This is a genomic window from Actinomadura sp. GTD37 (assembly GCF_041951365.1).
In the GTDB taxonomy this organism is placed as follows: Bacteria; Actinomycetota; Actinomycetes; order Streptosporangiales; family Streptosporangiaceae; genus Spirillospora.
In genome coordinates this window covers 111426-123558 of the sequence record NZ_JBGNUS010000002.1, presented here as the reverse complement: position 1 = coordinate 123558, position 12133 = coordinate 111426, and the positions used below count along the sequence as shown (strand labels likewise).

Genomic DNA, 12133 nt, shown 5'->3' with positions numbered 1-12133 from the left:
CCTCTTTTTCGCAGGTCCCATCGGCGATTCCTATGTCCGGCTAGGGTGCGGGCATGGACCTCCGGACGTTGCGCTACTTCGTGGCGGTCGTCGACGAGGGCGGCATGACCCGGGCCGCGCGGGCGTTGTTCGTGAGCCAGCCGTCGCTCTCCCTGGCGATGCGCGGGCTGGAGGGCGAGCTCGGCGTCCGGCTGTTCGACCGGTCCGGGCGGCGTGCCGTGCCCACGCCAGACGGGGCGCGGCTGGCCGCCCTGGCGCGCCAGGTGATCGCCGAGGCCGACGCCGCCGGGGAACGGGTCCGGCAGGTGGCCGGCCTCGAGGTCGGACGGCTGGTCGTCGCGACGTCGACCACGCTCGCGGTGCACCCGCTGACCCCGCTCGTCGCGGCGCTCCGCGGGCGGCATCCCGGGCTCGAGGTCCACATCCGGGACGCGAGCACAGCGGTCGGGGCGTTCGGCCTGGTGCGCTCCGGCGAGGCCGAGCTGGGCGTGGTCGACGCCATGCCCCCGGACGCCGGGTGGGGCAGCCGCGACCTCGGCGCCGAGGAGATCGTGCTGATGGCGAGTCCGGAGTTCGCCGCGGGGCTGGCGGAGCCGGTCGCGCGGGCACGGGTCGCCGGCCTCGACCTCGGGGTCGTTCCGTCGGACCTCGACTCCGCGAGCGCCGCCGCGACGGCCGTGGCGTCGATGGCGGGCCGGGTCCGGGCCCAGTGCGCCCACCGCGCGATGCTGTGGGAGCTGGTCAGAGGCGGCACGGTCGCGGCGTTCGTCGGCCGGGACACGGCGAGGGCCGTCCTGCCCTGGGCCTCGCTCCGCTCGCTCGACCCGCCGCTGTGGCGGGACGCCCACCTGGTCTGGCGCGAGCAGGCGCTGTCACCCGCCGGCGCGGCCCTCGTCGAGCTCGCCCGCGGCGGCGACGAACCCCCGGGCGACCGGTGAGAGGCGGGCCGGGTCGAAGACCAGCCCGACCGACTGGGTGAACGGCGGGTCCAGCGGCCGGACGTGCGCGCCGGCCGCCGCCGCGTCCACGGCGAGCCGGGGGCCGACGATGGTGGCGCCCACCCCGGCCAGCATCAGCGAGGTGCGGGCCTCGCGCTGGTCGGCGACCACGGCGGCCCACAGGGGAGTTCGCGCCGTGGCGCGCTCCAGGGCCGAGTTGCGGCCCGCCGCGACGAGCACGGTCGGCACGCCGGACAGCTCGTCCATCGTCACCGCTCCCTCCGGGACGGCCCCGGACCGCGGCGGGAAGGCGACCTGCCACCCCCACGAGCCGATCGGCAGCACCGCCAGCGCGTCGTCCACCGGCGGGGGGACGGGCAGCCGGGTGCAGACGATCTCCGCGGTGCCTCCGGTCAGGACCTCGGCGATCGCATCCTCGCGGTCGAGGTCGTGCACCCGGACCGCTCGTCCCGGCGCGGCGCCGAGCCAGGCCGAGACGAGCGCCGAGAACGGGCCGCTGACCACGGTCGACAGGGCCGCGAGCTCCAGCCGGCCGCCCTGGCCGGCCGCGGCCAGGGCCTCCCCGGCCTGCTCGCAGCCGCGCAGGATCCGGCGTGCCGGGCCGACCAGGGCGTGGCCCGCCGGCGTCAGCGACATGCCGCGTCCGACGCGGTGGAACAGCTGCGCCGCGAGCTCCTGCTCCAGGGCGCGGACCGCGGCCGACACCGTCGACTGCCGGACGCCGAGCCGCGCGGCGGCGGCCGTCGCGCTGCCGGTGTCGCGGACGCTCAGGAAGGCCCGCAGCTGGTGGAGCTCCACGTCAGCAGCCTAGATCGGGGCGTCAGCCGCCGGTCCAGTCGGCCGGCCGCTTCTCGGTGAAGGCGCGCGCGCCTTCCCGCGCGTCGCTGGACGCGAACACCTCGTCGACGTACGGCTGCTGGCGGGCGAACCGCTCGGCGCGGGGCCAGGCGCGGGACTCGACGATGATCCGTTTGCTCGCGGCGACCGCCAGCGGTCCGTTGGCGGCGATCGTCCGGGCGAGGGCGAGGGCGGCGCCGAGCGCTCCTCCCTCGTCCGTCAGCCTGTTGACCAGGCCGAGGGCGTGCAGCCGCTCGGCGCCCACCGGGTCGCCGGTCAGCGCCAGCTCCATGGCGGCGACCTCGGGCAGCCGGTCCGGCAGGCGGTGCAGGCCGCCGGCCGCGGCGACCAGGCCGCGCTTCACCTCGGGGATGCCGAACCGCGCCGTCGTCGCCGCGACGACCAGGTCGCAGGCGAGCACGAGTTCGAAGCCGCCGGCCAGCGCCCAGCCCTCCACCGCGGCGATGAGCGGCTTGCGGGGCGGCGCCGCCGTGACTCCGCCGAAGCCGCGTCCCGGGATGCTCGGCCGCTCGCCGCGGAGGAAGCCCTTGAGGTCCATGCCCGCGCAGAAGCTGCCCCCGCTGCCGGTGATCACGGCGAGGCGCAGGGCCGGTTCGCGGTCGAGCCGGTCGAGGGCGGCCGCGATGAGCCGCGCCATGGTGAGCGTCATGGCGTTCTTCGCCTTCGGCCGGTTGAGGGTGATGACGAGGACGCCGCCCCGGTCCTCGGCGAGCACTTCGGGTGCCTCGCGTGCGTCGGCGGCGGCGGCCGAGGGCGCGGTGTCGTGGGCGTCGCTCACGGGGGGTCTCCTCCCAGGTGGATGCGGCCGAATGTCGGAACGGGCCTTGACAGACCAGTGATCGCGGTCACAGGATTGCACACAGTGGAATAAAATTCCACTGAAAGAAATGATCGATGAGCAAGGAGATGGGCCACGATGCGTCGAGTTCCTGCGCGTTCGGTGACCGCCGCCACTGCCGCGCTGCTGGTGATGTCGGGCGCCCTGGCCGCCTGCGCCGGCCCCCAGGGCGGCGACAGCGCGGCGGACAAGAAGACGGGGACGGCGATCTGCCCGACCGCGGACACCAAGGGCACGATCAAGATCGGCATGAGCTCGCCGCTCGCCGTGTTCGCGCCGCTCCTGCTCGGGATCGAGACCGGGGCGTTCGACAAGGCCGGCATCGACGTCGAGATCGAGAAGATCCCGAGCGCCGAGTCGCTGCCGCTGGTCGCCCGCGGCAAGCTCGACGCGCAGATGACCTCGCTGAGCACGTCCCACTTCAACACCCTGAACGACGGGGTCGACGTCCGCTGGATCCTGCCGATGGACAAGCAGCAGGAGATCCCGGTCGGCACCCCGGTGCCCGGCTACTGGTCCCGCAAGGACGTCGTCGGCAGCGCCACCGCCCCCGACCTCTCCAAGCTCAAGGGCGCCGACGTCAGCACCCCCACCGGCGGCTCCGGCGTGAGCGGCCTGATCCTCGACAACGCCCTGGGCAAGGTGGGGCTGGGCCTCAAGGACGTCAAGCTCTCCCCGCCGCTGGTCGGCCCCGACGCGCTGAACGGACTCGCGAACGGCGCCGTCAAGGCCGCCTGGATCTCCGCTCCCCTCGAGGTCGAGGCCGCCAAGAACCCCGACCTCGTCCCGATCGCCGGCTACGCGCCGGGCGTGACCGGGACCGCCATCATGGCCGGCCGGACGCTCCTCGACCGGCCCGAGGTCGCCGTCAAGTTCACCCAGGTGCTCAGCAAGGTCACGACGAAGTACCTCGACGGCGACTACCGGAAGGACGCCGAGACGGTGCGCCTGCTCGCGTCCGCCGAGGAGGTCGACAAGTCCACGATCGAGAAGTCGGCCCTCCTCGCCTTCACCCCGTCGTTCTCCATGGAGGGGACGGAGAAGTTCGCGGACGACCTGCAGGCGTTCGCGCTCAAGCGCGGCGAGCTGGAGTACGACAAGCCGCTCGACTCCGCGGACCTCATCGACGCCCGGTTCAGCGAAGCCGCGGGGAGCTGCGACTCCGTCGTCGGATGAGCCCGGACGCCCGGCGGCGGGTCCGCGGACTCCGCGCGCTCAACCCCGCTGCCGGGTGTCGGCGGCCGCTCTGGCGAACGCGCGGATGAGCGGAGTCTCGCTCGCAGTGCGCCACACGAAGGACCACTGGCAGAGGGGGGCGTCCCGGATCGGGACGAAGGCCAGGCTGGGCCACGAGTAGAAGTCGGCCAGCTCGGTGGTGACGCCGGCGGTGGCCTGGCCCGAGGAGACCACGCTGAGCGTCTCCTGCCACGTGGTGACCTTGGGCCCGCGGCGGACGGGACGGCCGGACGGGGTGTGCGCGGGGTTGAAGACCTCCTCCATGTAGGAGGGGATCGACTGGCCTTCGACCACGGTGCAGTCGCCGAGATCCTCAAGGCAGATGGTGCCTTGTTCCGCGTAGGGGTGGTCGGCGGAGACCATCAGCAGCACCTGGGACGTGTGCGGGGTCGGGCTGACGGTCAGTCCGGGATCGCGGATCGGCAGCCACAGGTAGGCCACGTCCAGATCGCCCGCCTCGAGCAGGTCCAGCGGAGACGCCGGCTGGATCTCGCGGTGCTGGAGGCGGGCGTTCGGGTGGCGGGCCAGGAACAGGTCGAGAACGTCCTTGATCAGCACGGAGTACGGGCCGAGGGTGCCGAGGGTCAGTGTTCCCGCGGTGCCGCGGGCGGTGGCCTGGGCCGTCGAGATCCCCTGCACGATCTGCCGGTAGCCGCCCTTGAGCGACTGGTGCAGCTGCTCGCCGAGCGGGGAGAGGCGGACGGCCCGGGTGGTGCGGTCGAACAGCGGCGCGCCGATGCGCCGCTCCTGCTTCTTGATCGATTGGCTGACGCGCGCCGGGCTGATGCCCAGCAGCTCGGCCGTCCGGCTGAAGTGCAGCTCCTCGGCCAGCGTCAGGAAGATCTCGATCTCTCGCATCTCGATGGGCGGGCCTCCGGATTCTTTAGCCCAGGGTTAAGAGACGTTACCGGATCCGTCGTTGATGCGACGCGGGCGGGTCGGGGAGGCTGGGGCGCATATCGTCCCAGATGTGGGCGCGCTCGAAGGCAGTGCAGAAGCCTGCCCTGTTCTGGAGGTCCGGTGCCCGTCGGTTATCTGTTCCCTGTGGTGCTCACCGCGCTGGGGACGCTGTTCGCGCTGCGGCCGGTGCCGTTCTCGCGCCCGCTCGGCCGTCCCAGCTACTTCCTCGGCCTGGCGGCCAACGAACTGCCGTTCGCGGCGTTCTTCTGGCTGCTGCTGCTCCCGACGGCGCTGGCGTTCGCCCAGGGCGACATCGACTCGGCGGGCGGCTGGGCGGTCGTCGGCCTGGCCGCCGCCACCACTCCCGGGCTCGCCGTCATCGCCCGTCGCGGACTCGGGGACCGGAAGAGGATCGAACACGCCATGGACGAGGGGCTGGGCGCCGGATGGCGCGCCGCCCTCGACGCCGACCTCGCCGGCGGACTGCGGCGCCGGCCGCCGGTGGCCCGCATCCTGTTCCTGCCGATCCTCAAGCGCCGGATGGACGTCCGGCGCGCGGCCAACCTCGCCTACGGCGACGCCGGCCGCCGCAACCTGCTCGACCTCTACCACCACCGCTCCCGCCCGCAAGGCGCGCCCGTCATGATCCACCTGCACGGCGGCCACTACGACAGCGGCCACAAGAACAGCCAGTCGCTTGCCCTGCTCTACCACCTCGCCTCGCAAGGGTGGGTGTGCGTCAGCGCCAACTACCGGCTGCGCCCCGAGTTCCAGCACCCCGACCACCTGATCGACCTCAAGAAGATCATCGCCTGGGTGCGCGAGCACGCCCACGAGTACGGCGCCGACCCGTCGACGCTGTTCGTCGCGGGAAGCTCGGCGGGCGGGCACATGGCGGCGCTGGCCGCGCTCACCCCCAACGACCCCGCCTTCCAGCCGGGCTTCGAGGACGCCGACACCTCCGTGACGGGCGCCGTCTACCTGAACGGCTGGTACGGGCCCTACTTCGGCCAGGGGCCCGAGTCGTCGCCGCTGGCCCGCATCACCGCGGACGCACCGCCGTTCTTCGTGGCCCACGGCGACCTGGACCCGCTGGTGCCCGTGGCCGACGCCCGGCACTTCGCCGAGCGGCTGCGCGAGACCTCGTCCGCCCCCGTCGTCTACGCCGAACTGCGCGGCGGGAACCACGCCTTCGACCTGTACCACTCGTTCCGCTTCGAGGCGCTCGTCGACGCCATCGAGGCTTTCACGGCCCGGGTGAGATCCCAGAACCGGACCTCTGCCTGACGGCCGGGACGCGTCCGGGAGCGGAGGGCCGTGGTCGTCCTCGGCGATGACGGCTGTCCGCGGATTCAGTGACGGGTGCGGGTTGCCGCTGGTCGGGCTGGCGCCTTGACCTCAAGTTCGGTTGAGGGCGCATGCTCGAAGTCCTTGTAAGTGAACGGGTGAGGGGTGGTCGGTGTGCGGGTGGTCCAGGCAACGCGGTTCGGGGGTCCGGATGTGCTGGTGCCAGGTGAGGCGCCGGATCCGGTGGCCGGAGCGGGCCAGGTCGTGGTCGACGTGGCGGTCGCGGGCATGACGTTCGTCGAGACGCAGATCCGGCGCGGCGTCGACAAGTGGCATGCCAGACCGCCGTTGCCGTACGTGCCCGGCGGTCTGGTGGCCGGTCGTGTGAGCTCGGTCGGGGCGGGGGTGGATCCGGCCTGGCTCGGGCGCCGCGTCATCGCCGGCACCGGGGAGACCGGCGGGTTCGCCGAGCGTGCCGCAGCCGAGGTCGGGGATCTGTTCCCGGTGCCGGACGGTCTGGGCCTGCCGGATGCCATCGCCCTGCACAGCGACGGCAGCACCGCGCAGGGCCTGACCGAGAGAGCCGGGATCGGACCCGGTGACTGGGTGCTGGTCGAAGCGGCCGCCGGCGGCGTCGGCAGCCTGCTGGTGCAGCTCGCCCGTGCGGCGGGCGCCCGGGTCGTCGGAGCCGCCCGCGGAGCGCGCAAGCTCGACCTGATCCGGGAACTGGGCGCCGACGCCGCGGTCGACTACTCCGAACCGGGCTGGACCAAGCGGGTGCTCGAAGCGACCGGCGGCGCGGGGCCGGACGTGGTGTTCGACGGCGTCGGCGGACAGATAGGGCGCGCAGCATTCGAGGTGACGGCCCGCGGCGGCCGGTTCTCGGTGCACGGAGCCTCCAGCGGTGACGTCACGCTCGTCGACTCCGCGGAGGCGCGGTCCAAAGGGGTGGACGTGATCGGCATCGAGCAGCTCTTCGACTTCGGGCCGAACGTGGTGCGGTGGGCGGAGCAGATGATGGCCCAGGCCGCCTCCGGGCTCGTCCGGCCGGTCATCGGGCAGACCTTCCCGTTGGAACGCGCCGCCGACGCGCACGCCGCGATCGAGAATCGCACCGCCGTAGGGAAGACCCTGCTGCTCATCTGACGGGCCCAGGCAAATAAGCGACGGGCGGGTTGTGCTGTTGCGGCCGGCCTACTCAGGTGCGGCGCGCAGCACGACCCTGACCGTGGGCCACGCTCAACTACGGAGTATCGGCCTGAGCTCAGAATGAGCGATCCCCGATACGTCGTAATGCTGCGCGCCGCTCACGAGTAGATCTTCGCTGCCACTGCGGCCTTGGCCTCCCGCAGGGACCGCAGCACCGGCGCCCCGAACCCGCCTCGGCTGGGACGTTCCACCGCTTGCAGGTCGTCCGCGAGGGTCCAGCCGCTGCCCCGTTCGATCAGCGACCGGTGCTTGGTCGAGTAGTAGTCGGCGTTGACCGCCACCGCCACACCGTCCGCTCCCGCCGCAGCGGCCAGCAGGTGCATGTGGAACCGCGTGGAGATCCAGACCTGGCCGGGGCCGGCCGGAAGGCCGTGCCTCCACACGCCCGCGAAGGGGTAGAACCGCGCACCGGGCAGCTCGGGCTCGATGAGGTCGAAGACCGACCGGTCCGCGCCCGGGATGCCCTCCACGATTCCGAGCCGGTCAGGGGTCACGTCCCAGGCGCGCAGCGTCCCGGCCACGAACGACGCGAGGGCGGGACGCGGCACGTCCAGCAGATCGGACTGGAGGCACAGCATCACCTCGCGGAGCGGCTCCTCGGGCCGCCGGTACAGGTGCGGGCCGATACCGAAGAACATGTCGTCGCCGGTGTGGCTCACCGCCGTCACGTCCCCGACCAGGCGCGCGGACGGCTCGTCACGCACGTCGACCAGTTCGAAGTGCGCGGCCAGGTCGCGCACCAACGCCGTCGTGTGGTCGGCCACCGGCCACAGCCCCTGCCCGGTCATCACCGCCCGTCCACCGGACCTCTGCACCGCCGCCACGGCGGCGGCGGGCAGGCCGTAGTGCTTGGGCCAAACGCGATTGATGTAGCCGCCGCCGATGATGTGCACCACCTGCGCCTGCGCGGCGAGTTCGATACCGGCCGCCCACCGGCACGCCATCGACGGGTTGTGCATCGCCTGGCGAACCCAGCGCGCGACCTCCCACGGCTCGTCCCCCGGCGCCTCCCAGCACAGCCGCCAGAACGTGTCGGTGAACCGGCTCTTGGGATGGATACCGCCCAGCAGCACCTGCGCCGATCCCGGGCTCGGGCAGTCCAGCCAGACCTCCGTCTCCGGCGCCGTCTCCGCCAGATGACGCAACCACATGGCCGCGATGAGTTCGTCCCCGTAGTTCGGGAAGCCCGTCGTGCCGACAAGGTAGAACATGTCTCTCCAGGGAACGTGGACATGCCCCCACATGTCACCCGATCGGTCCAGGGTAAAGGGAGCGGCCAGGGCTCCCGCCCCTGCCCGGCGGAGGCCGACTACGCGCCCGTAGGCACCCGCTGGACGCCCCGGTCACCGCCGCCGGGGGACGGGTGTGCCCGGTCATCCTTCATCGCCTCCTCGTCCGGCGCGGGGCCGGGCGTCGAAGCCCACCCGGAAGGGGCTCAGGGTTCGCGGCAGCGGCCTGTCCGCGGACGGCCGCAGGATCTCACCGGCACTCAGGACCGGGCCGCCTCCCGCGCAGGCGACATGTTCGCTGCGTTGCGGGGCGACACGGAGAGTCTCGTCGACGTCGATGACGAACGTGAAAGGATCCTCGCGCTCGGCCTGCCGCTGCCCGTTCAGCCAGGCAGCCAGGTCATCGAGTGAGGTGATCGGCCGTCCGCCATTGTCAGGGCGGACGTCATCGCGGATCTCAGCAGGCCCCACATAGTCGTATCGGCGGTTCACGTGGAAAGCCTGCCTCACTCAGCGACCGAAGCCTCACCCTTCGGTGGACGGCACGGGCGAACTAGGCTGGCCTTGCCGGCATCGAGCAGCCCAGGCAACGATTCTCCCGCGTCGTCAGCGGCTTTCGCGCGCTGATCGAGACCGCCGTGTGTACTCCTGGCCGAGCGCGAAGAGCAACCACGTGAGAGCGGTGGCGTCGTCGACGATCCCGATCGGCAGGAAGACGTCCGGGATCAGGTCGATCGGAGAGACGATGTAGATCACGGCGATCACCATCGCGGCGATCTTGCCGGTGGAAGTCCGGTAGTAGGACTGCACGGCCGTCCCGGGCGGCCCGACGCGACGGCGTTTCCGCAGCCGTAGGATGCCCGCGACCAACAGCACCGCGCCGACGGCCATGACGACGGCTCCCACCATTGTGGCGTCAGCACCGCCGAGGTCGCCGTCCATCGTGAGTGCAGGCACGGTGCCTGCAATGACGAAGACAAGCCCGAGCCAGACCATGCGCACCTCCGGGGGGAGTGTCTTCCGGTATTGCCGCCCCAGACGGTTTTACTCGGCTTTCGGGGTTGCAAAGGTCAAGCCGCATCCAACCGTCGAGCGTTGCGTCGAGCCGAACTGGGAACCCGATTGCCGGTCACCTTCGCAGGAATCCCGTGACCCGCGCGTGGTCCTGCCAGTGGCCAGCGGCGGTGGTGGTCGGGCGGGTGACGGGCCTCGGTGTGCGCGCCATTCCCCTGGCGGGTGTTATGGCCTGGGGGTCATCCCGGTGAAGACGGCGTGGAGGACTCGTTCGATGTAGGCGTGCGTCACGGGTTCCCCGGTGATCAGCAAGCGGAAGTACAGAGGGCCGGAGAGGATCTCCATGGCCAGGTCCAGGTCGAAGTCGGGCGCGATCTGTCCCTGGTCTTTGGCGGTGTTGAGGCGGGCCAGGGTGTCCGCGGTCTGGGGCTGGATGAAGCGCTGGTTGAGCGCGTCGGCGACCTGGGGATCGTGCTGGGCCTCGCCGATGAGGTCCCGGTACAGGGGGCCCCACGGAGGACGGCCGAGGAGGTCGGCGGCCGTGGTCATCACCTCGCGCAGGTCGGCGACGATGTCGCCGGTGTCGGGGTGGTCCAGGCCCGCGTTGTTGAGGCTGAGCACCGCGTCCAGGAACAGCAGGCCCCTGGAGGGCCAGCGGCGGTAGATGGTGTGTTTGCTGACGCCGGCCCGGGCCGCGACGGCCTCGATGCTGAGCTTCGCGTAGCCGGCCTCGCGGGCCAGGTCGAGCGCGGTCCTCATGATCGTCTCGGTTCGGTCGGCGGCGCGGGCGGCTCGCTGATCAGTCATGGCCGTCACTCTACTGAACGGCACGTGCCGTGTTGACAAAGCCCGGAGGGTCTCGGCACGATGAGCGCCATCAGAAGTGCACGGTCCGTGCCGTGCATCTTCCTGGAGACCGTGGAACGAAGGGTGAGCACCGAGCATGCGCAAGAAGATGAGATGGGCCACGGGGACCGCGGGCGGAGCGGTGGCGGTGGGAGCGGCGGCGCTGCTGGCGTCCCAGGCCGTCCCCGCCTCGACCGCCGATTCGGTGGCCGCCGTCAAGGCCGGCGTCACCGTCCGCACCGACAAGGGCGTGGTCCGGGGTACCGCCGCCGACGGCCTCCGGACCTTCCAGGGCATCCCGTACGCCACGGCGGCCCGCTTCGCCGCTCCGCGCCCGGCGCCCGCGTGGAAGGGTGTGCGGGACGCGACCGAGCCCGGCAAGGTGTGCGCCCAGCCGCCCGGGTACCCGATCGGCAAGCCCAGCACCGACGAGGACTGCCTCAGCGTCAACGTGACCGCGCCGGCCGGCGAGCGCGGGAGGCTGCCGGTGATCGTGTGGATCCACGGCGGCAGCATGATGTTCGGGATGGGCGACCTGTACGGACCCAACCGGCTCGCCGCGGGCGGCGCCGTCGTGGTGTCGATGAACTACCGGCTGGGCGTCACCAGCTTCCTGACCCACCCGTCCCTGAAGGAGTCGGGCAGCCTGGCGCTGGACGACCAGCGCGCCGCGCTGCGCTGGGTGCGCCAGAACATCGGGGCGTTCGGCGGCGACCCGCGCAATGTGACGATCATGGGCCAGTCGGGCAGCGGCTTCAGCGTCTGCGGGCACCTCGCCTCGCCGGCGTCGGCGGGCCTGTTCCAGCGGGCGATCGCGCAGAGCGCGCCGTGCAGTACGCCGGGCAACGCCTCCCGCACCCGGGCGGAGGCGATCGCCGACAGCGAGACGGTGATCCGCGAGCTGGGCTGCGACACCGCCGCCGACGTGGCGTCCTGCCTGCGCAGGACCGACATCGACGATCTGCTGGAGAAGTACGGGTCGACCCGGGAGCCGCGCCCGGTCAGCGGCACGCCGGCGCTGCCGCTCCCGGTCGACGAGGCCCTCCGCACGGGCCGGTTCAACCGGGTGCCCGTCCTCGTCGGCGTCAACCACGACGAGGAGAACGGCATGATCCTCGGCCAGGAACTGGCGACCGGGAAGCCCATGGCCGCCGAGGCGTACGAGCCGGCCGTCCGGGAGCAGTTCCGCGCGAAGGCCGACGCCGTGCTGAAGCGCTACCCGCTCGGCCCGTCCGCCGGACGGACGCTGGCGAAGGTGAGGACCGACGCGACCTGGTCGGCGCCGGTCCTGGACACCGCCCGCGCGCTGTCCCGCTGGACCCCGACCCGGATGTACGAGTTCGCCGAGCAGGACACCCCCTGGTACACGGGCTCCCCCAAGCCGAGCTTCCCCGCCGCGTCCCAGCACATGGCCGAACTGACGTACATGTTCGACCTGTCCCTGTTCGAGAAGCTGACCGATGAGCAGGCCGCCCTCGGCGACCGGATGATCGGAGCCTGGGTCCGCTTCGCCGCCACCGGAGACCCCAGCGGCGGCGGCGAGGCCGCCTGGCCCCGGCTGAGCGACCGGCGCGGCCAGGCCGGCTGGCACGTCCAGTCCCTGACCCGCGGGGCCTGGAAGCGCGCCGACTTCGTCAACGAACACTCCTACCGATTCTGGAGCGCCGCGAAGCACTGAGCATCTCGCTGTGATGGGAGGCAGGCCCTCACGGGTCGGCCTCCCACGACGCGGATAGCCGACAACAGGGGTGGCCTAC

12 protein-coding genes are annotated in these 12133 nt (G+C 72.2%); 5 read left to right on the top strand and 7 right to left on the bottom strand.

Going from position 1 to position 12133, the window contains the following annotated elements:
- The first annotated feature begins 53 nt into the window (after positions 1–53).
- Positions 54–938, top strand: a complete 885-nt coding sequence (locus tag ACA511_RS14680; protein WP_375024843.1) for a LysR family transcriptional regulator — start codon at positions 54–56, stop codon at positions 936–938.
- Here the strand turns inward: ACA511_RS14680 and ACA511_RS14675 are convergent.
- Complete coding sequence (locus tag ACA511_RS14675; protein WP_375024842.1) at positions 873–1757, bottom strand: LysR family transcriptional regulator; 885 nt, start codon at positions 1755–1757, stop codon at positions 873–875. The genes ACA511_RS14680 and ACA511_RS14675 overlap by 66 nt on opposite strands.
- 22 nt (positions 1758–1779) lie before the next feature.
- Complete coding sequence (locus tag ACA511_RS14670) at positions 1780–2595, bottom strand: crotonase/enoyl-CoA hydratase family protein (protein WP_375024841.1); 816 nt, start codon at positions 2593–2595, stop codon at positions 1780–1782.
- A 138-nt stretch (positions 2596–2733) separates the two neighbouring features.
- On the opposite strand from ACA511_RS14670, the gene ACA511_RS14665 reads away from it, so the two are divergent.
- Positions 2734–3831 (top strand): ABC transporter substrate-binding protein, encoded by a 1098-nt coding sequence (locus ACA511_RS14665; protein WP_375024839.1) that lies wholly within the window; start codon positions 2734–2736, stop codon positions 3829–3831.
- Positions 3832–3870: 39 nt separating this feature from the next.
- On the opposite strand, the gene ACA511_RS14660 is transcribed toward ACA511_RS14665, so the two are convergent.
- Positions 3871–4749 (bottom strand): LysR family transcriptional regulator, encoded by an 879-nt coding sequence (locus ACA511_RS14660; RefSeq protein WP_375024838.1) that lies wholly within the window; start codon positions 4747–4749, stop codon positions 3871–3873.
- A gap of 162 nt (positions 4750–4911) precedes the next feature.
- On the opposite strand from ACA511_RS14660, the gene ACA511_RS14655 reads away from it, so the two are divergent.
- On the top strand, positions 4912–6078 hold the full coding sequence (locus ACA511_RS14655; protein WP_375024837.1) for an alpha/beta hydrolase: 1167 nt from the start codon (positions 4912–4914) through the stop codon (positions 6076–6078).
- 219 nt (positions 6079–6297) lie between these two features.
- Positions 6298–7224, top strand: coding sequence for a zinc-binding dehydrogenase (locus ACA511_RS14650; protein ID WP_375024836.1), 927 nt, complete (start codon positions 6298–6300; stop codon positions 7222–7224).
- A 161-nt stretch (positions 7225–7385) separates the two neighbouring features.
- Here the strand turns inward: ACA511_RS14650 and ACA511_RS14645 are convergent, their stop codons facing one another.
- From ACA511_RS14645 to ACA511_RS14630, 4 genes are all read right to left on the bottom strand, one after another.
- Complete coding sequence (locus tag ACA511_RS14645) at positions 7386–8498, bottom strand: polysaccharide pyruvyl transferase family protein (RefSeq protein WP_375024835.1); 1113 nt, start codon at positions 8496–8498, stop codon at positions 7386–7388.
- Between the two features lie 162 nt (positions 8499–8660).
- Entirely contained in the window at positions 8661–9008 is a 348-nt protein-coding gene (locus ACA511_RS14640) for a hypothetical protein (protein ID WP_375024834.1), read from the bottom strand.
- A 114-nt stretch (positions 9009–9122) separates the two neighbouring features.
- Positions 9123–9512, bottom strand: a complete 390-nt coding sequence (locus ACA511_RS14635; RefSeq protein ID WP_375024833.1) for a YkvA family protein — start codon at positions 9510–9512, stop codon at positions 9123–9125.
- Positions 9513–9755: 243 nt separating this feature from the next.
- On the bottom strand, positions 9756–10337 hold the full coding sequence (locus ACA511_RS14630; RefSeq protein ID WP_375024832.1) for a TetR/AcrR family transcriptional regulator: 582 nt from the start codon (positions 10335–10337) through the stop codon (positions 9756–9758).
- A 136-nt stretch (positions 10338–10473) separates the two neighbouring features.
- Between ACA511_RS14630 and ACA511_RS14625 the strand changes: the two genes are divergently transcribed.
- Positions 10474–12054: a carboxylesterase/lipase family protein gene (locus ACA511_RS14625; RefSeq protein ID WP_375024831.1), complete on the top strand. Its 1581-nt coding sequence runs from the start codon at positions 10474–10476 to the stop codon at positions 12052–12054.
- The last annotated feature ends 79 nt before the right edge of the window (positions 12055–12133 follow it).